Annotated in this window: 23 protein-coding genes and 2 pseudogenes; 17 read left to right on the plus strand and 8 right to left on the minus strand. The window is 67.9% G+C overall.

Translation table 11 applies throughout. The features are described from left to right. Window positions 1–85 precede the first annotated feature (85 nt). Window positions 86–771: pseudogene (locus AC5Y39_RS03365) on the plus strand (TetR/AcrR family transcriptional regulator); the annotation flags it as partial. Here AC5Y39_RS03365 and AC5Y39_RS03370 read toward each other — a convergent pair. Both AC5Y39_RS03370 and AC5Y39_RS03375 read right to left on the minus strand, forming a co-directional pair. After that, complete coding sequence (locus AC5Y39_RS03370; protein ID WP_500015227.1) at window positions 690–1,118, minus strand: Rv2576c family protein; 429 nt, start codon at window positions 1,116–1,118, stop codon at window positions 690–692. The pseudogene AC5Y39_RS03365 and the gene AC5Y39_RS03370 sit on opposite strands and share 82 nt — an antisense overlap. Further along, window positions 1,115–1,840 carry an enoyl-CoA hydratase/isomerase family protein gene (locus tag AC5Y39_RS03375; protein ID WP_500015601.1) on the minus strand — a complete coding sequence of 242 codons (726 nt, stop codon included), beginning with the start codon at window positions 1,838–1,840 and terminating at the stop codon, window positions 1,115–1,117. Before AC5Y39_RS03375 ends, AC5Y39_RS03370 begins: the two co-directional genes overlap by 4 nt. Before the next feature lie 61 nt (window positions 1,841–1,901). Here AC5Y39_RS03375 and AC5Y39_RS03380 point away from each other — a divergent pair, with 61 nt between their 5' ends. The 12 genes from AC5Y39_RS03380 (at window position 1,902) to AC5Y39_RS03435 (ending at window position 13,269) form a co-directional block, all read left to right on the plus strand. Further along, window positions 1,902–3,527, plus strand: coding sequence for an AMP-binding protein (locus tag AC5Y39_RS03380; protein WP_500015225.1), 1,626 nt, complete (start codon window positions 1,902–1,904; stop codon window positions 3,525–3,527). Window positions 3,528–3,562: 35 nt separating this feature from the next. Next, window positions 3,563–4,753 (plus strand): amidohydrolase family protein, encoded by a 1,191-nt coding sequence (locus AC5Y39_RS03385; RefSeq protein WP_499948684.1) that lies wholly within the window; start codon window positions 3,563–3,565, stop codon window positions 4,751–4,753. Next, the gene (locus AC5Y39_RS03390; protein ID WP_500015223.1) at window positions 4,750–6,195 is read left to right on the plus strand and encodes a FadD3 family acyl-CoA ligase; all 1,446 of its coding nucleotides are present in this window, start codon (window positions 4,750–4,752) and stop codon (window positions 6,193–6,195) included. The genes AC5Y39_RS03385 and AC5Y39_RS03390 overlap by 4 nt, the downstream gene beginning before the upstream one ends. Window positions 6,196–6,445: 250 nt before the next feature. Beyond that, window positions 6,446–7,201, plus strand: coding sequence for an Rv1363c family protein (locus AC5Y39_RS03395; RefSeq protein WP_500015221.1), 756 nt, complete (start codon window positions 6,446–6,448; stop codon window positions 7,199–7,201). Then, window positions 7,198–7,812, plus strand: a complete 615-nt coding sequence (locus AC5Y39_RS03400; protein WP_500015219.1) for an Rv1363c family protein — start codon at window positions 7,198–7,200, stop codon at window positions 7,810–7,812. The genes AC5Y39_RS03395 and AC5Y39_RS03400 overlap by 4 nt, the downstream gene beginning before the upstream one ends. Window positions 7,813–7,819: 7 nt before the next feature. After that, window positions 7,820–9,322 carry a class I adenylate-forming enzyme family protein gene (locus AC5Y39_RS03405; RefSeq protein WP_500015217.1) on the plus strand — a complete coding sequence of 501 codons (1,503 nt, stop codon included), beginning with the start codon at window positions 7,820–7,822 and terminating at the stop codon, window positions 9,320–9,322. A 25-nt stretch (window positions 9,323–9,347) separates the two neighbouring features. Next, window positions 9,348–9,650: a hypothetical protein gene (locus tag AC5Y39_RS03410; protein ID WP_500015215.1), complete on the plus strand. Its 303-nt coding sequence runs from the start codon at window positions 9,348–9,350 to the stop codon at window positions 9,648–9,650. Beyond that, entirely contained in the window at window positions 9,643–10,281 is a 639-nt protein-coding gene (locus AC5Y39_RS03415) for a fatty-acid--CoA ligase (protein WP_500015214.1), read from the plus strand. Before AC5Y39_RS03410 ends, AC5Y39_RS03415 begins: the two co-directional genes overlap by 8 nt. Continuing rightward, on the plus strand, window positions 10,281–10,508 hold the full coding sequence (locus AC5Y39_RS03420; RefSeq protein WP_500015212.1) for a (2Fe-2S)-binding protein: 228 nt from the start codon (window positions 10,281–10,283) through the stop codon (window positions 10,506–10,508). The genes AC5Y39_RS03415 and AC5Y39_RS03420 overlap by 1 nt, the downstream gene beginning before the upstream one ends. Beyond that, window positions 10,498–11,013 carry a DoxX family protein gene (locus AC5Y39_RS03425; protein ID WP_500015211.1) on the plus strand — a complete coding sequence of 172 codons (516 nt, stop codon included), beginning with the start codon at window positions 10,498–10,500 and terminating at the stop codon, window positions 11,011–11,013. Before AC5Y39_RS03420 ends, AC5Y39_RS03425 begins: the two co-directional genes overlap by 11 nt. Window positions 11,014–11,135: 122 nt before the next feature. After that, window positions 11,136–11,972 carry a mycofactocin-coupled SDR family oxidoreductase gene (locus AC5Y39_RS03430; protein ID WP_500015209.1) on the plus strand — a complete coding sequence of 279 codons (837 nt, stop codon included), beginning with the start codon at window positions 11,136–11,138 and terminating at the stop codon, window positions 11,970–11,972. Between the two features lie 4 nt (window positions 11,973–11,976). Continuing rightward, complete coding sequence (locus tag AC5Y39_RS03435; protein ID WP_500015207.1) at window positions 11,977–13,269, plus strand: lipase family protein; 1,293 nt, start codon at window positions 11,977–11,979, stop codon at window positions 13,267–13,269. A gap of 63 nt (window positions 13,270–13,332) precedes the next feature. On the opposite strand, the gene AC5Y39_RS03440 is transcribed toward AC5Y39_RS03435, so the two are convergent. The 5 genes from AC5Y39_RS03440 to AC5Y39_RS03460 all read right to left on the minus strand — a co-directional run bounded on the left by AC5Y39_RS03440 (window position 13,333) and on the right by AC5Y39_RS03460 (window position 18,981). Further along, on the minus strand, window positions 13,333–13,800 hold the full coding sequence (locus AC5Y39_RS03440) for a (2Fe-2S)-binding protein (RefSeq protein ID WP_500015205.1): 468 nt from the start codon (window positions 13,798–13,800) through the stop codon (window positions 13,333–13,335). Next, on the minus strand, window positions 13,793–14,668 hold the full coding sequence (locus AC5Y39_RS03445) for an FAD binding domain-containing protein (protein WP_500015203.1): 876 nt from the start codon (window positions 14,666–14,668) through the stop codon (window positions 13,793–13,795). The genes AC5Y39_RS03440 and AC5Y39_RS03445 overlap by 8 nt, the downstream gene beginning before the upstream one ends. Then, window positions 14,665–15,357, minus strand: a complete 693-nt coding sequence (locus tag AC5Y39_RS03450; RefSeq protein WP_500015201.1) for an SRPBCC family protein — start codon at window positions 15,355–15,357, stop codon at window positions 14,665–14,667. The genes AC5Y39_RS03445 and AC5Y39_RS03450 overlap by 4 nt, the downstream gene beginning before the upstream one ends. 10 nt (window positions 15,358–15,367) lie before the next feature. After that, a complete protein-coding gene (locus AC5Y39_RS03455) occupies window positions 15,368–17,686 on the minus strand; it encodes a xanthine dehydrogenase family protein molybdopterin-binding subunit (RefSeq protein ID WP_500015199.1) in 2,319 nt (772 codons plus the stop codon). Between the two features lie 146 nt (window positions 17,687–17,832). Then, window positions 17,833–18,981 carry an XdhC family protein gene (locus tag AC5Y39_RS03460; RefSeq protein ID WP_500015197.1) on the minus strand — a complete coding sequence of 383 codons (1,149 nt, stop codon included), beginning with the start codon at window positions 18,979–18,981 and terminating at the stop codon, window positions 17,833–17,835. An 88-nt stretch (window positions 18,982–19,069) separates the two neighbouring features. Between AC5Y39_RS03460 and AC5Y39_RS03465 the strand changes: the two genes are divergently transcribed. From AC5Y39_RS03465 to AC5Y39_RS03475, 3 genes and pseudogenes are all read left to right on the plus strand, one after another. Then, complete coding sequence (locus AC5Y39_RS03465; protein ID WP_500015195.1) at window positions 19,070–19,627, plus strand: nucleotidyltransferase family protein; 558 nt, start codon at window positions 19,070–19,072, stop codon at window positions 19,625–19,627. Between the two features lie 82 nt (window positions 19,628–19,709). Then, complete coding sequence (locus tag AC5Y39_RS03470) at window positions 19,710–20,153, plus strand: hypothetical protein (protein ID WP_500015193.1); 444 nt, start codon at window positions 19,710–19,712, stop codon at window positions 20,151–20,153. Window positions 20,154–21,981: 1,828 nt separating this feature from the next. Further along, window positions 21,982–24,372, plus strand: a pseudogene (locus AC5Y39_RS03475) (cation-translocating P-type ATPase); the annotation flags it as partial. Window positions 24,373–24,464: 92 nt separating this feature from the next. On the opposite strand, the gene AC5Y39_RS03480 reads toward AC5Y39_RS03475, so the two are convergent. Further along, complete coding sequence (locus AC5Y39_RS03480) at window positions 24,465–24,641, minus strand: Rv1535 domain-containing protein (protein ID WP_500015191.1); 177 nt, start codon at window positions 24,639–24,641, stop codon at window positions 24,465–24,467. Window positions 24,642–24,657: 16 nt separating this feature from the next. Here AC5Y39_RS03480 and AC5Y39_RS03485 point away from each other — a divergent pair, with 16 nt between their 5' ends. Then, a complete protein-coding gene (locus AC5Y39_RS03485; protein WP_500015189.1) occupies window positions 24,658–24,930 on the plus strand; it encodes a hypothetical protein in 273 nt (90 codons plus the stop codon). Window positions 24,931–25,063 lie beyond the last annotated feature (133 nt).

Raw genomic sequence — 25,063 nt, forward strand, 5'->3', positions numbered from 1 at the left:
CCCTCACTCGATAGGCCCGAGCGACGTATGCTGTGCATCTGCTTAGCATGGTGCCGGGGCGGGGTCAAGGCAAGAGCGAGGTGCGATGACATCGAGTCGCAGAATCGGCGCTGCGGACGCCAAGAACCGCGGCGTGCTGCTGGACGCCGCAGAGCGGCTGATTCTCGAAGAGGGTTACGCCGCAGTGACTTCCCGGCGTCTGGCCGAACGCGCCGGGCTCAAGCCGCAACTCGTCCACTATTACTTCCGCACGATGGAAGACCTGTTCTTGGAGGTGTTCCGGCGCCGCGCCGAGCAAGGCCTCAAGGCGCAGGCTGACGCCCTGGATTCCGCGCAGCCGCTGTGGGCGCTGTGGCGGCTGAGCTCAAACGCCGCCACGAGCCGGTTCATGATGGAGTTCGCGGCGCTGGCGAACCACCGCAAGACGATGCGGGCCGAGATCGCGCACTACGCCGAACGGTTCCGGGAGGAGCAGTGGCGAACGTTGGCAACCGCGCTGGCGCGCTACGACGCCGACCCGGAAACCATGCCGCCGATCGTGTGGTCGGTCCTGTTCACCAGCCTGTCGACCGTGCTGGCGATGGAGAAGGGTCTCGGCGTGTCGCTGGGCCACGCGGAAACGGTCGAGGTGGTCGAGCGTTACCTTCGCCGGCTGGAGGGCGAGCCGGCGGACGCGCTGCGGCCCTGAGCTACCAGGTGCGCATCGAGCAGAGCACGCCCTTCGCGCCGTCATTGCTGACCTTGACGACGCCGTCGACCGCGATCTCGCAGTGGAAGTTCGGCGTGCCGGGCTCTGGACCGGTGTTCGCGATCACCATCGCCCACCACTCCGGCTTCTGCAGATCCAGCTCGAACGACCACGGGTGCCCGGGCCCGATGTCGGCTTCGACGTTCGGCATGAACTCGTACGGATTGTGGCTCCAGTCGGCGAAGACCGCAGGCTCGTGGTCGAGGTAGTAGATCTCCGCATAGATCGGGTTCTGTGCCGTGAGCGTGTACTTCACGTGATGAAGGGGAGCGACGACGACGTCGTCGTCGGCATATGACGGCGCCGCTGCGCCGAACGCGGTGGCCGCGAGCACTATCGCCGACACAGCACCTGCGATGGTCCGAGTCATCTGGCGCGCCTCATCACTCGTTCAGCGGCCTCCCAGTGTTCGTCCCCAACCCACAGCCGCGCAAAAGAGGCTACCGCTTCGTCGGGCGAAACACCGCTGATTACGCGCTTGATCTCAGCCGCTGGGCGGTTCGCCAGCGACCGGGCCAGCGTCCGCCAGTCGTCGTCGAACGACGCCCGCGGCACCACCTGGTCCACGAGGCCGATGCGCTGGGCCTCGACGGCGTTCAGTGCGGTGCCCGACCCGGCCAGCAGCAGCGCCCGTCCGGGCCCGACCAGCGCTGCCAGCCGCTCCGCGCCGCCCCAGGCGGGCATGATCTCGAGCGACACCTGGTTGAACGCGATCTTGACGTCCTCGGCGGCGATCCGGATGTCGGCGGCAACTGCCACCTCGGCGCCGCCGCCGAACGCGTGACCGTTGAGTGCGGCGACCACCGGCGCGCGAAACTGCGCCAGCCGATCGCAGATGGTCCGCATCCGCCACGCCATCGCGGACGCGTCCTCGACGGTGCGCAGCGCGGCGAGTTCCTTCAAATCTCCGCCGGAGACGAACGCCTTGTCGCCGGCGCCCCGCACGACGAGCGCCCGGACGTCCGCCGAGGCGTCGAGATCGTCGAGGGCCTTCTCGAGTTGGCCCATCGTGTCCAACGAGATCGCGTTGCGCGCGTGGGGGCGGTCGATGGTGAGTACGGCCAGTCCGTCGTCGACCTCCACGTCCACCATGTGACCGTTCTCCGATGCGATATTGGCATTCTCCCTGCGGGAGAATAGCATCTCCAACGTCATGATCATCGCCGGTCGAAGCGTCGTCACGCGGCCCATTCCCGCCGAGTTGGCCAAGCGCTACGAGGACGAGGGGTGGTGGACCCGGGAGACGCTCGGCGACGTGCTGGCCCGCGGTCTGGCCGCGTTTCCCGACACCGGTTTCCAGGTGCACTCCGAGGTGCGGCCGTGGTCGGGCACGTATCGCGACGTCGAGCAGATCGCACGACGACTCGCCGCGGGACTGCACGCGCGCGGCGTGGGCCCCGGTGACGTGGTCGCGTTCCAGCTGCCGAACTGGATGGAGGCGGCGGCAACGTTCTGGGCGTCGGCGCTGCTCGGGGCGGTGGTCGTGCCGATCGTGCACTTCTACGGCCGCAAGGAGCTCGCACACATCCTGCGCGCCGCACAGCCGCGGGTGTTGATCACCGCCGAACGGTTCGGCCGCATGGAGTATCAGCGCGACCTGTGTCCAGACGTTCCAATCGTCGGCTTGGTCGGCGCCGATGCGGGGGCACGCTTCGACGACTTGCTCGCCGACGAGCCGATGCCCGGCACGCTGCCGGCCGACCCTGCCGAGCCGGCGTTGCTCGCGTTCACGTCCGGCACCACCAGCGACCCCAAGGGCGTCGTCCACAGCCATCAGACGATCGTGTGCGAGACCCGGCAACTGCACGCGAACTATCCGCCCGATCGCGGCAGGCAGCTCACCGCGGCGCCGGTCGGGCATTTCATCGGGATGCTCGGCGCGTTCCTGATACCGGTGATCGACGGCGCCCCGATCGACCTCGTCGACCACTGGGACCCGGCCGAGGTGCTGGCGCTGATGAAGCGGGAGGGCCTGGCGATCGGAGGTGGCCCGCCGTACTTCTTCACCAGCCTGCTCGACCACCCGGACTTCACCGACGAACACCTGCAGCACATGAAGTCGGCCGGCCTCGGAGGCTCGACCGTGCCCGCGGCGGTCACGCGGCGGCTGACCGATCTCGGCATTCACGTGTTCCGGTCCTACGGCAGCACCGAACACCCATCGGTCACCGGTACGCCGCACGACGGCCCGGAAGACAAGCGGCTGCTCACCGACGGCTGCCCGCGGCCCGGAGTCGAGATCCGGCTCGGCGACGACGGCGAGATCTTCAGCCGCGGGCCCGACCTGTGCCTGGGCTACATCGACGAGACGATGACGCGGGCCGCGTTCGACGACGAGGGGTGGTACCGGACCGGCGACGTCGGTGTGCTCGACGACGACGGTTACCTGACCATCACCGACCGCAAGTCCGACGTGATCATCCGCGGCGGAGAGAACATCAGCGCGTTGGAGGTCGAGGAAGTGCTACTGGCCATGCCGGCAGTGGCCGAGGCCGTCGTGGTGGCCGCCCCGGACGCGCGACTGGGCGAGCATGTGGCGGCGGTTCTGCGGGTACGGCCGGGATCTGCGATGCCGACGCTCGACGAGGTCCGCCGGCACTTCGAGGCCCAGGGCGTGGCGCCGCAGAAATGGCCCGAGGAGCTGCACGAAGTCCACGACTATCCGCGCACCGCCAGCGGCAAGATCCAGAAGTCCGCCGTGCGTGAGCACGTCAGGGCGCAAGCGCGTGAGCAGGTCACGGCACGAGGCCCCCAGCGTGTTGCCACACCACATGCGTGAGAATAGGATTCTCTCGAGATGAAAAGGAGAGTTTCATGGGCCAACTGTCGCATCGGGTCGACATTCCGTTTCCCCTGTTCGATGCGGACAACCACCTATACGAGCCGCCGGAGGCGCTGACCAAGTACCTGCCGAAGGAGTACAAGGACGTCGTCCAGTACGTCCAGGTCAACGGCCGCACCAAGATTGCGATCCGCGGCCAGATCAGCAACTACATCCCCAATCCCACCTTCGAGGTGGTCGCCCGGCCCGGGGCGTGGGAGGAGTACTTCAAGTTCGGCAATCCGGAGGGCAAGACGCGTCGCGAGCTGTTCGGCGAGCCGATGAGGGCGATCCCGGCGTTCTTCGAGCCGGGTCCTCGCCTCGAGAAGATGGACGAGCTCGGCGTCGACCGCACGCTGATGTTCCCGACGCTGGCCAGCCTGATCGAGGAGCGGCTGCGCGACGACCCCGTCGCGATCCACGTGCTCATCCACGCGCTGAACCAGTGGCTCGACGAGGTGTGGGGCTTCAACTACAAGAACCGCATCTTCACCACACCTGTCATCACACTGCCGATCGTCGAGAAGGCGATCGAGGAGTTGGAGTGGGTGGTCAAGCGGGGTGCGCGGGCAATTCTCATCCGGCCGGCGCCGGTGCCCGGGTTCCGCGGGCCGCGGTCGTTCGCGCTTCCGGAGTTCGACCCGTTCTGGCAGAAGGTCGTCGAGTACGACGTGCTGGTCGGCATGCACTCGTCGGACAGCGGCTACTCGCGCTACATCTCCGAGTGGGACGGCACCGCCCAGGAGATGCTGCCGTTCCAGACCAACGCGATGGCGATCCTCAACGAGTGGCGCCCGATCCAGGACGCGGTGGCCTCGTGGGTGATTCACGGCGCGCTGTTCCGGTTCCCGGATCTGAAGGTGGCCATCGTCGAGGCGGGGTCGAAGTGGATGTTCCCGCTGCTGGATCAGATGGCCGAGGTTTACAAGAAAACCCCGGAGAGCTTTCCCGGCAACCCCATCGAGGAGATCAAGAACCGCATCCACGTCAGCCCGTTCTACGAGGAGGGCATCGACGACCTGATCAACCTGGTGGGCGTCGACCGCGTGCTCTACGGCTCGGACTGGCCGCACCCCGAGGGGCTGGCGGAGCCGACGCACTTCGTGACCGCGCTCGAGCATCTTTCGGTCGAGGATCAGGCCAAGATCATGGGCGGTAACCTGGGTCGCCTCGTCACGGTGTGACCTGCCCTGGCTGGCGGACCATCCCTGAGATGGTCTTGAGCGCAGCGGACCGCTTCGGCGACGCGGAAGCCGTCGTCGACGGTCCGTTGCGCCTTTCCTTCACGCAGCTGGTCGACCGGATCCGTTGCGCTGCAGGCAGTTTGGCAGCCGCCGGGGTGGACAAGGGCGACCGGGTGGCCATCTGGGCACCCAACTGCGCGGAATGGATCGTCGCCGCGTTCGGTCTGCTGACGGCCGGGGGAGTGCTGGTGCCGGTCAACACCCGGTTCAAGGCCCCGGAGGCCGCCGACGTGATCACGCGCAGCGGCGCGAAGCTGGTGTTGGTGCAAAAGGGTTTCCTCGGCCAGGAATTCGACGTCCCGCCCGGCGTGCCGGCGATCGACATCAAGTCCGACTTCCTGGCCAGCGGGCAGCCGTTCGACCAGCGAGTGAACGAGCTCGACGGCACCGAGATCGCCGACATCATCTTCACGTCCGGCACGACGGGCCGACCCAAGGGCGTGATGATGAATCACCGGCAGACCTTGCGGGCGTACGAGGAGTGGGCGACGCTCGCCGATCTGCGCGAGGGTGACCGGTATCTGATGATCAACCCGTATTTCCACACGTTTGGGCTGAAGGCCGGTCTGATCGCGTCCTTTCTGCGCGGTGCGACGATGTTGCCGGTCGCGGTGTTCGACATCGACCGGGTAGTGGAATTGATAGCGCGCGAACAGGTTTCGATGCTGCCAGGGCCGCCGACGTTGTATCACTCGCTGCTGACGGTGCGCGACAAGAGCAAACTGTCGTCGTTGCGGGCGGGCGTGACGGGAGCTGCTGACATCCCCGTCGAACTGATCCGCCGCGTGCTCGAAGAGCTTCCGTTCCAGACGCTGATGACCGGCTACGGGCTCACCGAGGCCGGCAACGTCACGCTGTCTCGGCCCGGCGATTCGTTCGAGGACCGGGCCACCACGGCCGGCCTGCCCTGCGACGGCGTCGAGGTCCGGATCGCCGACGACGGGGAAGTGCTTGTTCGTGGCTACAACGTCATGCAGGGCTACTTCGACGACCCGGCGGCCACCGCCGAGGCCGTCGACCCCGACGGGTGGCTGCACACCGGCGACCTGGGCAGCATCGACGACTCCGGGCGCCTGCGGATCGTCGGGCGCAAGAAGGACATGTTCATCGTCGGCGGCTTCAATGCTTACCCCGCCGAGATCGAGGGGTTTTTGTTGCAGCACCCTGCGGTGGCGCAGGCGGCGGTCGTCGGTGTGCCGGACGAGCGACTCGGGCAGGTCGGTAAGGCTTTCGTGGTGCCGAAGGCGCCTGTCACAGCTCAGGAACTGATCGACTGGGCCCGAGAGCGCATGGCCGGCTTCAAAGTGCCGCGCTATGTCGAATTCCTCGACGAGCTGCCTCTCAATGCCACCGGCAAGGTCCAGAAAGACCGCCTGCAGTAGGGGGCGTAAGTGATGTTTGCCGAATCCGGAAATGGTGTTTCCGCAGCCAGAGCACCCCGTGTGTGGCCTTCGAGTGGCTTGGCCTGGCAGCCGATGAGGAGCTAGTGATAACGTGGTTCTCCAATCGAGCGCCGACACGGAGGAGGGCCAAGGCCGATGGGCCACTGTTCTGGCTGCCCCTCGGCGCAGAATTGTCCGGTCAAAGGCCTTGCGGCCGACCACTGAGACCGGAGTTCGGTATGACTGATTCATGGGCGACGAAGCGCATGGCCGAGGCGGTGACGACGTGACCACGCGCGTCAGCCGCGACGTCGCGGACGCCACCACCGAAGACGCCGCGGCAGCCGACATCGGAGCGCTGCTCGAGCAGGCCGAAGCCGAGGCGGCAGAGGCGGAGGCTGCTGCTGCAGCGGCGCGGGCGCGGGTTTCCGAACTGCGGTCGAGCAGTGGCAACTCTGATCTGCTCGACCTCGACCTGCCCGCCGAAAAGCCTCGGCGCCGTTCGCTGCGGCTGCGGCTGAGCCGGCCGGGATGGCCCTTTGTTGCGAAAAGCCTTGCCGCGCTGGTGATTTGCGCCTGCCTGGCCGGCAGCGGGTACATCCTGTGGCAACACCACGAGGCCACAGCTCGCAACCAGCGTGCAGCAACGTTCGCCGCTGCGGCCAGCGACGGAATCACCGCGATGACGTCGTTGGACTACCGGCACGCCAAGGAGGACGTGCAGCGCATCATCGACCACTCGACCGGCAGCTTCCGCGACGACTACGAAGTCCGGGCCGACGACTTCGTCAAGGTCGTCGAAGCGTCGAAAGTGGTCGCTCGGGGCACGGTGACCAAGACGGGCGTCGAATCGATGTCCGAGAACGAGGGTGTCGTGTTGGTGGCCGCCACGGAGGAGATCACCAACGCCGCCGGCAACAAGCAACCTCGCCTCTACCGCTTCCGCGTCACGGTCAGCCCCGACGACGACCAACTCAAGATGTCCCGGGTGGAGTTCGTGCCGTGACAGACAACGAACCAGACAGGGCAATCGTCGAGATCGAGGCAACCGAGGCGCACGAGCCGGGGCCGTCCGCCGATGAGACCCGCGAGGGCCGGCTGGCCCGCCTTCGTAGCCTCGCCCGGCCACGGCACGTGAACGTCGGCCGCGCGCTGTGGATCGGCGGGGTCGCCGCTGCGCTGATACTCCTCGCGGCGCTCGCCTACTTCGTCTACTGGCCCGACAGACAGACAAGGCCTGACGATGCGCACGCGGCGGAGGTCGCAGCGTCGGAGGGCACCGTCGCGGTCTACTCCTACGGGTCGACGTCGGTCGACCGCGACATCGCCAATGCCAAATCGCATCTGACGGGCGAGTTCCTGGGGCAGTACGAACACGATGCCTCCAGCGCAGTCGCAGCGATCGCAAAGCAGAAGGTCATGAAGACCAACGCCACCGTGGCCGCGGCCGCAGTGTCGGGTGAACTGCGTCCCGACACCGCCGACGTGCTGGTCTTCCTCAACCAGACCACCACCACGCTCGACAGCCCGGCGCCGTCGATGGCGTCGCGCAGCGTGGTGGTCACCCTGACGAAAGTTGACGGTAAATGGCTGATTTCGTCACTGAAGCCGGTATGACGGTGCCATGAGCATTTCGCTGCTGCTGGAGATGGCCGCATCGGCTGACGCGGACCGAGAAGCGTTGGTGGCGAACGGAACCCGGCTTACGGTCGGCGAGTTGAGCGATCTTGCCGACGGTGCCGCCGGCGTGATCGCCGAGTCGGGCGCCGCCAGCGTGGCGTACGTGGGCACCGGCGGCACGATGCTGCCGCTGCTGATCTTTGGCTCGGCCCGGGCCGCTCGCCCGTTCACGCCGTTGAACTACCGGCTCAGCGCCGAGGGCTTGCACGAGCTGATCGCCCGGTTGCCAGAGCCGCTGGTGGTGTTCGACGACGACTATCGCGCAATGGTGGCCGGCGCGGGCGTAAAGTCCGTCAGCTCCGAGGATTTCGTCGCGATGGCGCGCGCCGGCGAGCCGGCTGCCGAGTTCGCCGACCCCGAGGCGGTCGCGATCGTGCTGTTCACGTCCGGCACCACGTCGCGCCCCAAGGCGGTCGAGTTGTCCCACCACAACTTGACGAGCTACGTGATGGGAACCGTCGAGTTCGCGTCGGCGGAGCCCGGCGATGCCGCGTTGATCTGCGTGCCGCCGTACCACATCGCCGGAGTGGGGGCGGCGCTGTCGAACCTGTATGCGGGCCGAAAGATGGTGTACCTCACCAGGTTCGATCCCAAAGAATGGATCAGGCTGGTGCGCGACGAGGCGGTGACGACGGCCACCGTGGTACCCACCATGCTGGACCGGATCGTCAGCGAGCTCGAGGCGCGGCCGACGCCGCTGCCGACGCTGCGCACGCTGGCCTATGGCGGCTCGAAAGTGCCTCTGCCGCTTGTTCGTAAGGCGCTGGACCTGCTGCCCGGTGTCGGGTTCGTCAACGCCTACGGGCTCACCGAGACCAGCTCTACCATCGCCGTTCTGACGCCGGAGGACCACCGCGAGGCGCATCAGGCCACCGACGAGGCGGTCCGGCGACGGCTGGCCTCGGTGGGCCGGCCGGTGCCCGGCATCGAAGTACAGATCCGCGGCGAGGACGGCACCGTGCTCGGCCCCGGCGAATCCGGCGAGCTGTTCGTGCGCGGCGATCAGGTGTCGGGAAAGTACGCCGAGATCGGGTCGGTGCTGGACGAGCAAGGTTGGTTTCCCACACGCGATGTCGCGGTGCTCGACAGTGACGGCTATCTGTTCATCGGCGGCCGATCCGACGACACGATCATCCGCGGCGGTGAGAACATCGCGCCCGCCGAGGTCGAGGACGTGCTCGTGGAGCACCCGCTGGTTCGCGACGTCGCGGTCGTGGGTGTCGACGATGCCGAGTGGGGCCAGATCATCGTCGCGGTGGTGGTGCCGGTCGACGGGGCGGAGCCGGATCCCGACGAGTTGCGTGCACACGTCCGCAAGAGCCTTCGCGGATCGCGCACTCCCGACCGGGTGGTGTTCCGTGCTGAGCTGCCGACCACGCCCACCGGAAAAGTCTTGCGGCGCGAGCTGATCGACGAACTGCTGGAGAAGAAGGGACTGGGCCGATGAGCGCTTGCGCGAAGAGGAGAATGCAATGATCAAGACGGGCACTCGGCTCAAGAGCCAGGTGTGTGACACCGAAGTCATCGTGATCAAGACCGGTGACGGTCTGGACGACCTGCGCGCGGGTGGGGTACCGATGCGCGAACTCGGCGCCGACACCGACGGCGACGCGAAGCTCGACCCGAACTTCTCCGACGGCAACATCATGGGCAAGCGCTACGTCGACCCAAGCGGTGCCGAGGTGCTGGTCACCAAGGCCGGCGCCGGAACGCTTTCCATCGGCGAGGTCCCGCTGACCATCAAAGAAGCCAAGCCGCTGCCAGCCAGTGACTGACTCCGGGGGAGCCGCTAATCGCTCGCTGGTGATCGCGTCGGACTACCGCATCCCCGACCCGGCGCGCGTGCCGCGACTCCTCGAGAGCCGCAAGTCGGCTCTGGCCGAAATCGGCGCACACCACGTGTTCGTGCACGCTTCGACCGCCGACTACGGGCGCGTCCTGGTCTCCATCGTCGTACGCAACCACGAGCCGATCGTGGAACTCCTGCGCTCCCGGGTGTTTTTCGAATGGTTCGACGCCGTGGGTGTCACGGACATCCCCGCGGTGTTCGCCGGTGAGCTCGTCGACGCCATCGACGTCGCCGGCTCAGCGACCCTGGCCGCACCCAGCGTGGTGGTCGCGGCGATGATCTCGGTGGACGACGTGTCCAGGCTGCTCGAGACGTTCAACCAGGGGCTGGACCGCCTGCGCCTCGCCGGCATCCAAAAGACGTGGGTTTTCCGGGCTTTCGACGATTCGCACGAGGTGCTGATCCTTCAGCAGATCGACGACGAGGACGATGCGCGCCAATGGATCAGCAATCCGGACGTCGCGGCGGAGTGGATCCAAAGTGCCGGACTGGGCGCCTACCCGCCGCTGTTCGTGGGCAAGCTGCTGCACGCGATGCGCATCGACGAGAACCTCTGATGTACGTGTGCCTGTGCAACGGCGTGACCAGCCAGACGGTCGCGGAGGTCGTTGCGCAGGGCGCGTCGACTACGAAAAAAGTCGCAAAGGCATGCGGTGCCGGGGCGGACTGCGGTCGGTGCCGGCGCACCGTTCAGGCGATCATCAAGGCGACGTCCTCTGCTTGCGGGGGCCCAGGCGTCGCGCGAAACCCGTTGACTGATAGGAGGTTGGGTCATGACTCATGACTACGCGCTCGATGTCGGCTTGCTGATCCTGCGGCTGGTGTTGGGCCTGACGCTGGCCGCACACGGTCTCAACAAGTTCTTCGGCGGCGGCCGGATTCCCGGCACCGCCCGGTGGTTCGAGAGCATCGGGATGAAGCCGGGCACGCTGCATGCGCGCATCGCGGCGGTCGCCGAGACCGCGGCCGGGTTGGGGCTCGCGGTCGGCTTGTTGACGCCGATCCCGGCGGCCGGGTTCGTCGCACTGATGCTAGTCGCGGCGTGGACCGTGCACCGGCCCAACGGCTTCTTCATCGTCAAGGAGGGCTGGGAGTACAACCTGGTGCTGGCGCTCAGTGCGGTGGCCGTCGCGACGATCGGGGCCGGCCGGTTGAGCCTGGACTGGGCGATCTTCGGCCACAACTGGATGGACGGCTGGGCTGGTCTGGCGATCTCGCTGGGGCTGGGGCTGGCCGGTGGCATCGGGCAGCTGCTGATCTTCTACCGGCCGCCCGCCAAGGTTCAGTGATTTCGGTGCGTTATCCGGCGCTGAGCGCACGGTAACGCACCGAAATCGCTGATTGACATGGGCGCGCGCGAGTGAAAGAGTGCTGAGCGACTGCTCAACATTCGTGTGAAATGAGGTTTCCGATGGCTGGCCGAGTCGAGGGCAAAGTTGCGTTCATCACCGGCGCTGCACGCGGACAGGGCCGCGCGCACGCGGTGCGACTGGCCCAAGAGGGTGCCGACATCATCGCCGTCGACATCTGTCGGCAGATCGACACGGTGCAGATTCCGCTCTCCACGCCCGAAGACCTGGCCGAGACCGCCGATTTGGTGAAGGCGCAAAACCGCCGGATCTACACCGCCGAGGTCGACGTGCGGGACTACGACGCGCTCAAAGCCGCCGTGGATGCGGGCGTGGAGCAGCTGGACCGGCTGGACATTATCGTCGCCAACGCCGGCATCGGAAACGGTGGTGCGACGCTGGACAAGACCAGCGAACCCGACTGGACCGACATGATCGACGTCAACCTCGGCGGTGTCTGGAAGACGGTGAAGGCGGGCGTCCCGCACATCCTGGCCGGCGGCCGTGGCGGTTCGATCATCTTGACCAGTTCGGTCGGCGGCCTGAAGGCCTATCCGCACACCGGTCACTATGTGGCGGCCAAGCACGGCGTCGTCGGCTTGATGCGGACATTCGCAGTTGAGTTGGGCCAGCACAACATTCGGGTCAACTCCGTGCACCCGACGAACGTGAACACTCCGCTGTTCATGAACGAGGGCACGATGAAGCTGTTCCGGCCCGACCTCGAGAACCCCGGCCCCGACGACATGAAAGTGGTCGCGCAGATGATGCACACGCTGCCGATCGGGTGGGTGGAGCCCGAAGACATCAGCAACGCGGTGCTGTTTTTGGCCTCCGACGAGGCGCGCTACATCACCGGCGTAACTCTGCCCGTCGACGCGGGAAGTTGCCTAAAGTAGCCACGTGCGTCGCCTGGCAACCGTTGTCGCGGTTGTGCTGCTGCTGCTGACGGCGCCGCCGGCCGCCGCTGACCGCAGCCACGACCCGTACTTCAACGAAGACGCGTACGCCGAGTTCTACACGCCGCCCGACCCGCTACCGGAAAGCCAGCCGGGTGACGTGATCCGCTCGGAGCCGTCGCGGCTGGTGCTGGAACCGTCGGGACAACTTGGCGCCATCATGGCGACCGGAACGCGAATCATGTACCGCAGCACCGATGCTCGCGGCCGCCCGAACGTCGTCACGGGAACCTACTTCGAGCCGTACAACGATTGGCCGGGCAACGGGCCGCGCCCGCTGCTGGTGTACGGACCCGGCACCCAAGGCCAAGGTGACCAGTGCGCGCCGTCGCGGTTGTTCAACCAGGGCATCCACTGGTCGCCGTTCGCCGACCTCGCCTTCAACTACGAGGAGCTGTTCGTCGCGACCATGGTGGCGCGCGGTTTCGCAATCGTCATGACGGACTACGAGGGGCTCGGCACCCCGGGAGTGCACACGTATGTGAGCCGGGTCGCCGAGGGCAATGCGATGCTCGACGCCGCCCGCGCGGCCAAGCGCCTGCCCGGCACGTCGCTGCAGCCCGACGGACCCGTCGCGTTCTGGGGCTACTCGCAGGGCGGCGGCGCGGCGGCGTCCGCGGCCGAACTCGCTTCGCAATACGCGCCGGAACTCAACGTGGTCGGCACCTATGCGGGTGCGCCGCCGGCAGACCTCAAAGAGCTGTTCCCGTACGCCGACGGCAGCGTGCTGGTCGGAGCGGTCGGATATGCGCTGAATTCCGTGATGGCGACATACCCGGAGCACGAGGCCGCGATCCGCGCCACGCTGACGCCAAGGGGCGAAGACATGGTGAACAAGGTCGCCGAACAATGCGTTGCCGAAACGCTTTTCAACTTCATGTTCCGGCACCTGCAGCCGTACTTCAACCGCGACATCAACGAATTGGTCAACGAGGAGCCGTTCAACAGTCTCTTCGAGATGCAGCGCATCGGACGCTTCAAACCCAATGCGCCCGTGCTCATCTTGTCGAACCGCTATGACCCGCTGGTGCCGTGGACCGGCGCCAACCAGCTGGGCCGGGACTGGTGCGCCCAAGGCGCCGACGTGCAGTTCTGGACAAACGAGGAGCCCCCGTTTCTGAACAAGGCCATCGTCAACCACGCACTGCCGATGCTGGTGGACGGTGAACGCGCGATGCAGTGGATCGCCGACCGGTTCAACGGCGCGCCGACGACGCCGAACTGCGGCGAGTTCTGACCGTCACCAAGCCGATTTCGGTGCGATAACCGGCGCTGAGCGCACGTTAACGCACCGAAATCGCTATGCTTGGGCGGCTCGCTGCACGGCGTTGATGATGCCCTGGTACCCGGTGCAGCGGCAGAAGTTCCCGGACAGGCCTTCGCGAATCTCCTCTTCGCTGGGCTGCGGATTGTCGTTCAGCAGCGCAGTGATCGACATGACGAAACCCGGTGTGCAGAAACCACATTGCAGCCCATGGCAGTCCCGCAATGCCGACTGCACCGGTGTCAGCTCACCGTCAGGCGAGCTGACACCCTCGACCGTCGTCACCTCCATGCCTTCGGCTTGCACCGCGAACATCAGGCACGACCGCACCGCACGGCCGTCGACCAGCACCGTGCAGGCGCCGCACGCGCCGTGCTCACAGCCCAGGTGGGTCCCGGTCAGGCCGCATCGCTCGCGCAGGAAGTCCGCCAGCGTCAGCCGCGGTTCGACGGTCGCTTCGGTGGGTTGGCCGTTGACCGACATTCGCACCGACCACTCATGCATTGGTTGCCTCCCGCACCGCAGATTCCCAGGCGCGGGCCACCATTGTGGCCCCGACCTTGGCTCGATAAGCGGCCGAGCCCTGTAGGTCGGCCGGAATGTCGTCGAGTCCACTGATGGCCAGCTGGCCGATTTCCTCAGCGGTGATGTCACCGACCGGCCGCCCAATGACCGCGTCCTCGGCCGACGACCCCCGCAGTGGCGTCGAGCCCAAACCCAAAAGCCCAATGCCGCAACGGGTTACGCGATCCCGCTCGTCCAGCGCGATCCCGATCGTGGCGCCGGCGATCGCGAAGTCCCCGTGCCGGCGGGCGAACTCCTCGACGGCGAAACCAGTGCGGCCGGTCCAGACGGGAAAGCGCACCGCAGTGAGGATCTCGTCGGCCGCCAGTGAGTTCTCCCACAGGCCCGTGAAGAACGCTTCGGCAGCGATCTCTCTCGCGCCTCGCGGCGACACCGCTTCCATCCGCGCATCAAGTGCCAGCGCAACCGCGGCATACTCGGCTGCCGGGTCCGCGTGCGCGATCGCACCGCCCAACGTTCCGCGACTGCGGATCTGGAAGTGGCCGATGTAGGGCGTCGCCAGGGTCAACAGCGGCACCGACTCGGCTACCTCGTCGTCCATGCCGACGAACGCGTGCGGGGTCGCCGCACCGATGCGCACCTCGCCGTCGCAGGCGTCGATACCGATCAGCTCCTCGATACGGGAGATGTCGACGAGGTTGTCGAAACGTGTGAGCCGCATCGCGAGCATCGGCACCAGACTCTGCCCGCCGGCCAAAACCTTTGCATCGTCGCCGAATTCGGCAAGCAGATCCACGGCCTCCTTGACAGCTTCGGGCCGGTGGTAGGCGAACGGGGCGGCTTTCATGACACCAACCGCGACAGGGCTGTGAGCAGATCGTCGGTCTTGATCGCGACCGGATGTACCTGTGCGCGGCCGTTTCTGCGACCGAGCAGAAATCCGACCGCGACACCGACCGCCAGTGCCGCCGCTGCGGGCGCGGCCCGCTTGGCGACGGGCAGCGCGACCACCTTCAGCAGGTCGACGGATTCGACGGCGTCGCTTTGTGTCGCGGAAGTGGTTGGCGCTTGGGAGGATTGTCCGGCCGGCGCGCTGCCGAGGATGTCGGCTTCCAGCGCTCGGGCGAACTGCGCGATGAGGTTTCCCGCGACGTCGGCCAGCACGCCGCGGCCGAACTGCGCAGCCTTCCCGGAAATCGTCAAATCGGTGGTGATCAAGACATCGGTGGCGTCACCTTCGTCTTTGAGCTGAGCCGTGACGACGGCCGTCGCATTGCCGTTGCCACGCGTCTCCTTGCCGCTTGCCTTGAGCACCACCCGGCGAGACGCCTCGTCCTTCTCGAGAAACGCCGCGTTGCCCCGGTACGACACGGTGATCGGCCCCACCTTCACCTTCACCGCGCCGGTGAACTCGTCGCCGTTGACCGACAACAGCGTGGCGCCGGGCAGGCAGGGTGCGACGCGCTCGACGTCGGTGAGCACCTCCCATGTCTTGGCCGCCGGAACCCCGACGCGAAACTCGTTGACTAGTTCCACCTTTGAATCCTTACCTGGTCGCTTGCTCGATCAACTCGACGATCGCCGCGGGAGTAGCGGGCAGCTTGGTCAGCGTGACGCCCAATGGGGCCAGCGCGTCATTGATCGCGTTGATCACCGCCGGCGTGGACCCGATCGCGCCGCCTTCGCCGACGCCCTTGTAGCCGCCGACGCCTGGACCGGGAATTTCGACGTGCCCGAACTCGATCGGCGGTACCTCGGTGGCGGTCGGCAGCAGGTAGTCGACGAACGTCGATGCCAACGGGTTGCCGTCGTCGTCGTAGGCAAGGTTTTCCAGCAGCGCGCCGCCGATGCCCTGCACGGTGCCGCCGGCGATCTGGCCTTCGACGACGTTCGGGTTGATCATCGCGCCGACGTCCTCGCTGACGATGTAGCGGGTGAGCTTGACATGGCCGGTCTTCACGTCGACCTCGCAGGTACAGGCATGCGTGGCGTTGGCCCAGTGAATGGGTGCCGCGGAGGTGAATCGCGCGGTGGCCTCCAGCGAGGCCGGCATCCCGGGCGGCAGCTGTTGCGGCTCGTAGTAGGAGCGGTATGCGAGATCGGCGAAGCTGACGCTCTTGGCCACATCGCCGCGGGCGCTGGCGCGCGAATCGGCCAATTCGATCTCGTCTTGCTCCACACCGAGATAGTGGGCGGCCATCGCCACGATCTGCTTGCGCACCATCGCGCCGGCTTCGGCGACAGCTCCGGCGGTCATCGGGCCGCTGCGGCTGCCCTGTGAGCCGGCGCCGTAGGGTGTCACAGCGGTATCGCCCTGAATGGTCGCGACGTCATCGAGCTTGGCGCCCAAGGCATCTGCGGTCAGTTGCACGACGGTGGTCTCGATGCTGTTGCCGCTCGAACCGCCGTTGACGTACACGTTGATCTTGCCGGTCGGCTCGATACGGATCGTCGCACCTTCGGTGGCCATGTATCCGGTCGCGGCGGCGGTCGGCTCGATGTAGGCGGAGAATCCCAGCCCGAGGTAGCGGCCTTCGGCCAACGCGTCTTTCTGTTCCTTGCGAAAGCCTTCGTGGTCAAGGATTTTCACGGCCTGCTCGAAGGTGTCCGCCGGTGCCACATGGTCGTACGGCATGCCGTTGGGGTTGAAGTACGGCATCTCGTCGCCGCGCAGGATGTTGCGGCGGCGCAGCTCGACGGGGTCGATGCCGATTTTGCGGGCAGCGATGTCGAAAAGGATTTCGCGGGCGAGCGTCTCGAACTGCCAGGGACCGCGATAGGCCACCAGGCCGGCGGTGTTGGAAAACACGCACTTGTAGTTGAAGCTCGCTTTGGGCACCCGGTACGGCCCCGGGAAGAACATGCCGATCGCGGCCTGGTTCAACACCGGGTACGGCGTCGGATAAGCGCCGACGTCCTGCAGGAAGTCGATGTCGGCTGCCAGGATCTTGCCGTCGGCGTCGAAAGCCATTCTGGCCTTGCCCAGCACGTGGCGGGCCTGTCCGGCCGCCATCAGGTTCTCGCGCCGGTCCTCGATCCATTTCACAGCGGTGGGCAGTCTCCGCGCGGCCAGCAGGATGCACATGTCTTCGCGCATCGGAACGACCTTCTGGCCGAATCCGCCGCCGGTGTCACGCACGATCACCCGCACCTGTTGGGCGGGAATTCCCAGCAGCCGCGCGGCGAAGGCACGCAATTCATGCGGCGACTGGCTGGACGCCCAGACGGTGAGTTCTTCGGAGGCTCCCGTCCATTCGACGACGAGGCCTCGGGTCTCCATCGGCACCGGCACGTACATCTGCTGGTAGATCGTCGCGGCCGCCACGTGAGCCGCATTGGTGAACGTCTCCTCGTCGGGCGGCGCTCCGCCGAGTCCTCCTGCCACGTTGTCGGGATACGCCTCGTGGACCACGGCGTCGGCACCTACGGCTGTGGTGAAGTCGGCGACGGCCGGCAAGGGTTCGTAGTCGACGTCGACGAGCTCGACCGCGTCCTCGGCGATGTAGCGGTTCTCGGCGACCACGAGCGCGACCGGGTCGCCGACGAATTTCACCGCACCCTCGGCCAATGGCGGTCGGGGTGTATCGGGGATGTCTTTGCCGGCGACCGCGTGCCAGGCCTCCTTGACGTCCGGGTTGAGGTCGGCCGCGGTGAACACCGCCCGCACGCCCGGCAACGCCAGCGCGGCCGACGCGTCGATGCCGTTGATGCGGGCATGGGCATAGGGGCTGCGCACGAAGCAGGCGTGCAGCATCCCGGGGCGGGTGACGTCGTCGACGAAGGTGCCACGGCCGGTGAGCAACCGCGAGTCCTCGACGCGCGGGACACGTGTCCCGGCATAGCGGGTAGCGACGGTGTTCGTCATGACTGGCACTCCCATCCGTCCGTTGCGCCTACGTCCAAGACGCTAAGCAGTCGCTCAGCGTGTGAGCGTACTAGTGCTGCCGCCGAGGGGGAAACGTCTGCGGGATTTCGGCCGCGTTTTCCTCCTGCGTTCACGTTCGGCAGTGCTCAGGCCGTCGTCGTCGCGGCGCCCTGCGGCAGCTCGTGGTGGATGCGCCCGCCGACCTCGGACAGTGGCCGCCCCCCGCCACCCCAGCGCCGCGCGATGATTTCCGCTGCGATCGAAACCGCGGTCTCCTCAGGAGTGCGTGCGCCCAGATCCAAGCCGATCGGGCTGGCCAGCCGGCTCACCTCGGTCTCTGTCAGTCCGGCTTCGCGGAGCCGGCGCAGCCGGTCTTCATGAGTCTGCCGCGAGCCCATGGCGCCGACGTAGCCCACCTCCGGCAGCCGCAACGCCACCTGTAGCGCAGGCACGTCGAACTTCGGGTCATGGGTGAGTACGCAGATGGCAGTGCGTGAGTCGATCGCTGCTTGCTCGGCCTGGGCGCTCAGATACCGGTCGGGCCAGTCGACCACGACCTCGTCGGCTGCGGGGAACCGTGCCTTGGTGGCGAACACCGGCCGGGCGTCGCACACGGTGACGCGGTATCCGAGGAAGGCGCCCTGCTGGGCCAGCGCGGCGGCGAAGTCGATGGCACCGAAAATCAGCATCCGCGGTCGCGGCGCGTGGGCGGCGACGAACACCTGCAATTCCGCGCCTTGACGCTGGCCGTCGGGGCCGTAGGCAAGAACCGCGCTGCGTCCGGCCGACAGCAGGCCACGGGCGTCGTCGACGACGGCGGCGTCGGTGCGGGCGGAGCCGAGCGACCCGTCGGCGTGTTCCGGGCCGATCACCAGCCGTCGACTCAGCCAGGTGGGGTCCGGGTGCGCGATCACCGTGGCCACCGCGACCGGCCGGTGCGCCGCGATCGCCTCGGCGATGTCGTCGAGCTGCGGAAAAGTCTTGCGAGACACCGGTTCCACGAAGATGTCGATCTCGCCGCCGCAGGTCAGTCCGACGTCGAACGCGTCGTCGGCGCTGATGCCGTAACGCTGCAGGACGGGTCGCCCGGTCCGCACCACCTCGTGGGCCAGTTCGTAGACCGCCGCCTCGACGCATCCGCCTGACACCGAGCCGGCGACGGACCCGTCGGGAGCCACCACCATCGCGGCGCCCGCTGCGCGCGGCGCGGAACGGATGGTGCGCACGACGGTGGCCAGACCCGCTGTACCGCCGGTCCGCCACACCGACATGAGCTCGTCGATCACGTCGCGCACGAACCGAGTGTAGGCCGTTGCGAAATCACTATTCTCAGATAACGGCAGTGGCATTTTCAGCCGCTGCAGACGGAACGGGTCGATGCGAATGACGTCACCTCCGGTGATTGCGGGTGTGCTGCTGGCCGCCGGGGCCGGCCGGCGGTACGGCAAGCCGAAGGTTCTGGTCGAGGGCTGGCTGACGGCTGCGCTCAGCGCGCTGGCCGACGGCGGTTGTGATCCCGTGATCCTCGTTCTCGGTGCTGCCGCGGTCCCCGCTCCGCCGGGGGTCGTCGCGGTGACTGCGCCGCAGTGGGAGACCGGCCTGAGCGCTTCTGTTCGCACGGGACTCGAGCAGGCCGCCGCACTGCACGCGGACTACGCGGTGCTGCACGTCGTCGACACACCCGACGTGGGCGCGTCGGTGGTGGCACGAGTTGTCAAGCGCGCGTTGGTATCTCGCAGCGGGCTGGCACGCGCGGTGTTCGGTGACCGGCCCGGCCATCCCGTCGTGATCGCGCGGCGCCACTGGCCGAAGGTGATCGAGAGGATGTCCGGCGACCACGGCGCCGGCCCATACCTGCGAACGGCCCGTCACGTCGAGTTCGTCGACTGCTCGGACCTGGCCACCGGCCGCGACATCGACGAGCCGGAATTCCCAGGTTAGGCCCAGGTTTCCGGGGGTAGCCTCACGAAATCGCCGGCGGTGGAAGCGGCCGGTTCATCTGTGGGCAGTCAGGAGTTGCGAAATGGACATCGCCCGAGGCGCGGCCCGCGTCATCACGCGAACCGCAGACGCCACCACGGCAGCGGCGGGGGCGGTTGGAGGTGCGGCGATCAACGGAGTGATCGGCGGCGTTCAGGGCACCGTCTCGGGAATCCGCAACGGGGTGAGCACTGGAAGTCATTCCACTTCGGCCGCCGCCCTGACGCTGGGCGTGCTCGGTGCGGCGGGACTGGTGGAGTGGCCGGTGCTGCTGACGATCGGCGGAACCGCGCTGGTGGTCCATCAGCTGGGCAAGCGAACCGAAGCGGCACCCGCACTGTCTGCGCCACGGCCGCTGCAGTCGGTCGACGGTGACAGCGACGGCGGTGGCGGGGGCGGTGCTCGAAAGTCCGCTCCGCGCAAGATCACTGCGCAGAAGCGGACGCGCAAGGCCAGCACATCCCGCCGCCCCACCACCAGCCGCTGAGCTGCGCTGCGCGGGCGTCTCGATGCATCTGACCCGACTGCTGACCACGGTCTCGGTTGCTCCGTTGAGCGCAGCCCTGCACACCACGTCGGCCATCGTCGGCGGCGGCATCGGGCTTGCGACGATGCCCGTTCGCAGCGCGGCAGCGTTGCTGTCTGACGGAGCGCGCCGACGCCGGTGCTGGCACGGCAACGGCCGCGCCTGGGTAGAGGTGCGGGGCCTACGGGATCCACAGCACGGTCATGCCATCGGTGAACACGTGCTGGCCGTCGTGCGTGCCCAGCCCGGTGTGACGGCGGCCGCGCTGAACTATCCGCTGTCGCGGGTGGTCGTAACACTGGCCGACGGGATTGCACCGGTGCATTCGGTGTGCGACACGGTCGCCCAGGCCGAACGCGCGCGCGAACCCGTGCGGAAAGACAGGCCGTTGGACTTGCCGGGCGACAGCGCTACGCTCGCCGGCCGGATGACCGCGCTGGCAGCCTCCTCCGTCGGGCTGGGCGCCGCGCTGGCGGGCCGGGCGCTGCCGCTGGCCCGGCTTCCCGTCGGTGTCGCGGCCGCGGTGACGATCGTCGATTACCAGCCGCGCCTGCGTCGGCTGCTCGAAAACTGGCTGGGCCCAACGACTACCGACACTGCGCTGGCGCTGGCCGGCGCGGCCGTGTACACCGCCACCGGTGCATGGGCGTCGTTGGGGGTCGACGTGATGTTGCACCTGTCCCGGGTCGCGGAGTCCCGCTCGCAGCGACGCTGCTGGGCCGATCACGAGCCCACGCTCGCCGGCACCGAAAGCGATGAGATCGCGGTCCCCACGCGCGGTCAGCCGCTCCCGCCCGGGCCGGTGGAACGGCATGGCGATCGCAGCGCAATCGCACAAGCGGCCGGGGTGGCCGCGGTGGCGGCCCTGACCGGCAGCCCTGATGCGGCCGCCACCGCGGCGGTCGTCGCAGCACCGAAGGCAGCCCGGATGGCGCGAGAAGCGTTCGCCAGCACGCTGATTCGCGGGCTTTCCGATCGCTGCGGGGTGCTGGCCCTACGGGCCGAGGCAGTTCGCCGGCTCGACCGCGTCGACGCGGCGCTGATCGACCCGCGCACACTTGCCGCACACGGTTTGCGGGTGAGCCGAATCCGAGGCGCGCCGGACGAGGACAGGGCGGCGATATGGCGTTGGGCGCAAACCCGACTCGAACTCGGGGGACTGGCGCCGGGCTGGAACACCGTGCGTGGCGGTTGCGGCGGCAACGGAGACTCACCGGACTCGGTGCAGGTGCTGGTGCGCCACAGGCACCATCCGCTGGCCGCGGCGCTGATCGCACAGGCCCGCCGGTCCGGGGCCGCCGTGACGTCGCTGGACATCGACGAACTGGACGATCTGCGGTCGTCGTTCGACGACCTGGCGCCGGTGGACGGCTCACTCGACGATGCGCTGCACGCCGCGGTGGCCAGGCTGCAAGCTGACGGACGCACGGTGTTGTTGGTGGGAAACTTTGCGCCGCAAGCGATGTCACTCGCCGACGTCGGGAGCGGGGTGCTCGGTGAGGGACTGCCACCGCCATGGCATGCGGACCTGATGGTCGACGACCTCGCGGCGGCATGGCGGCTGTTGCACGCGTTGCCCGCGGCCCGCACAGCCAGCCGGCGCGGCGTCGAGCTTTCCACCGCCGCATCGCTGCTCGGTGCGCTGCTGATGGTGCCGGGGGTCCGCGGACGTGGGCCCGGCCCGGTCACCGCCGGTGCGGCCGCCGGGCTGTGGACCGGATACTCGTTGGCGCGCAAGGTTATTCGGTCGCCAGTGCCTCCACCGGCCGCCGTCAACGACTGGCACGCCATGTCGGTAGAGGAGGTCCGGCGGTTGTTGCCCGCACCCGCGCAGGACCCGCCGGTGCGGCAGTCGGCGGGCACGGTGAAGACGTCCGCGGACGCCGCCCGGCACACGCTGAAGTCGGTACGCGATGCGGTGGGCGAGTTCGTCACCACCCTGCGTGACGAGCTGTCGGACCCGCTGACTCCGATCCTGGCGACCGGCTCGGCGGCCAGCGCAGTCCTGGGCTCGCCCGTCGACGCGGTGCTGGTCGGCTCGGTGCTTGCCTTCAACTCGGCGCTCGCCGCCACCCAGCAGGTGCGTGCGCAGCGGTTGCTGCGCAGATTGCTTGCGGTGCAAGTGCCTTCGGCCCGAACACTGCGCGTCGACAGCGACGGGTCGCGCCGTTACGTCGACGTCGACGCCGTCCGGCTGCGGCTGGGCGAGCTCATCGAAGTGCGCCCCGGAGAGGTCGTGCCCGCCGACGCCCGGCTGGTCGACGTCACCGACCTGGAGATCGACGAATCGACGCTGACCGGCGAAAGTCTGCCCGTGGCAAAGCAAGTCGACGCCACCCCGGGCGTCGCGCTCGCGGAGCGGGCGTGCATGATCTACGCCGCGACGACGGTGGCCGCCGGCACCGGTGTCGCGGTAGTGACCGCCGCTGGGGCGCTGACCGAGGCGCGCCGCGCCGCCGAGGTGCCCGGAGCCGACCACGGTGACGTCGGCCTGCAGCGGCAGCTGCGTGACCTGACGGACAAGGCGTGGCCGGTGAGCCTGGCCGGCGGAGGTCTGGTCAGCATGCTGGGGCTGTTGCGTGGCAGCGGCTTGCGGCAGGCCGTCGCGAGCGGTGTGGCCGTCACCGTCGCCGCGGTGCCCGAAGGGCTCGCGCTGGTGGCCACGCTGGCCCAGCAGGCGTCGGCACGGCGGCTGACCAGAGCGGGCGCCTTGGTTCGCACCCCACGCTCGGTCGAGGCGCTCGGGCGGGTCGACGTCGTCTGCTTCGACAAGACCGGAACGCTCAGCGAGAACCGGCTGCGCGTGACGCAGGTCTACGCCGCCTCCGGCCACTCACGCGACGACGTCCTCGCGTGCGCCGCGCAGGCCACACCGCTACCCGACGGCGACGGCCGGTTCGCACACGCCACCGACGCGGCGGTCTTCGAGGCGGCCGCCGCGCCCGCGCGTAATAACGTGATCGGGCACTTGCCGTTCCGGTCGGGGCGGCCGTTCTCGGCGACGCTGTCGGGTGACACGCTCACCGTCAAAGGCGCCCCCGAGGCGGTGCTCGGCGCGTGCCGCGACGACGGACCCGAACACCGGCGGGCGGTGCGGACGATGGCCGGGCAAGGACTGCGAGTGATCGCGGTGGCGCAGCGGACACTCACGCCGCGCCAGCGACGAGCCGCCGCAGCAGATCCCGAAGCGTTCGTCGGGCTGTGCCGGCGCGGGCTGCGCATCACGGGTCTGCTCGGACTCTCGGACACTCCGCGCGGCGAAGCTGCGCAGCTGCTGGCCGCCTTGGCCGAGCAGGACATCGCGGTGCGGCTCATCACCGGCGACCATCCGATCACCGCAGCGGCGATCGCCCGTGAACTCGGTGTGGCCGTCACTGCCGAACAAGTCATCAGCGGCGCCGAATGGGACGCGTTGCCACGGCGCGGGCAGGAGCAGGCTGTCGCAGATCGCCTCGTGTTCGCCCGGATGTCGCCAGAGAACAAAGTGCAGGTGGTCCAAACGCTCGAACGTACGGGCAGGGTCTGCGCGATGGTCGGCGACGGCGCCAACGACGCGGCGGCCATCCGGGCGGCCACCGTCGGAATCGGCGTGGCCGCCCGCGGAAGCGACCCGGCCCGCACCGCAGCCGACGTCATGCTGCTGGACGGGCGCATCAGCTCGCTGCTCGATGCGCTGGAAGAAGGCCGCAAGCTCTGGCTGCGCGTGCAGGCGGCGGTGAGCGTGCTGCTCGGCGGAAACGCGGGAGAAGTGTTGTTCGCGATCGCGGGCAGCACCGTCACCGGCCGTTCGCCGCTGAACACGCGGCAACTCCTTTTGGTCAACATGCTGACCGACGCGCTGCCGGCGGCGGCGCTTGCGGTCAGTGAGCCGACGAACGCCGGCCCGGCGCTGCGCGGCCCGGACGAAGCGGCGCTGTGGCGGACCGTCGGCATTCGGGGCGCCACCACCGCCGCGGGCGCGACGCTGGCCTGGACTCTGGCCAGCCTCACCGGCCGGCCACGACGCGCCTCCACCGTGGCGTGGGTGGCACTCGTCGCCACTCAGCTGGGTCAGACCCTGCTCGACTCGCGCAGCCGGTTGGTGGTGCTGACGGCTTTGGGGTCGCTGGCCGCGATGGGAACTCTCGTCAGCACTCCCGGCGTCAGTCAGCTGCTGGGAAACACGCCCCTGGGACCGGTTGGCTGGGCGCAGGCGCTTGGCTCTGCGGCAGCGGCAACGCTTGCCGCAGAAGCGATTTCGCGGCTACTCGGGCAGCCGCGGGTGGGGCCAGGTCAATCGACGATCTCGACGACGCCGGCGCGCCAAAGCGCGGCGTACAGTTCGCGCAGCGGCACGGCCAGCAGTCCCGCCACCACGTCGGTCAACGGATCGGAACTCACACACGCAGGTCGAATCGGCACGCTGCCCACTGTGACCGACACATAGAGCTTGTCGAATGAAATGGCCATGACGAGAAGGCGAACAATGACCGAAAACTCACGACGCAAGGTTTCACACCGCACTGCCGTACAGCGAGTGCGCGACGCCGACACGTTCGCGGTAGCGCTGCCCGTGCTGGGCCGCGTCCGGATACCACGGCCCGAACAACTGGCGTATTACGGCGCCCTGGCGGGCCTGGCGGCGCTCGAGATCATCGACTGGCCCATCGCGTTGGCCATCGGAGCCGGTCATGCGCTGGCCAGCAACCAGCACAGCAAGGTGGCACAGGAATTGGGCGAAGCACTCGAAGACGCATGAAAATGCCTGCCGCACAACACGAGAAGTTGTGATGGCAACACTGGAAGGCGGTAACCGCTCGGGCGCGGTCGATAATCGGCACACGACCGCATCGCCTGAGGGTCGCCCGAGGAAGGAACCGCGTGCCGCAGCC

The organism is Mycobacterium sp. NGS39, from assembly GCF_059812765.1.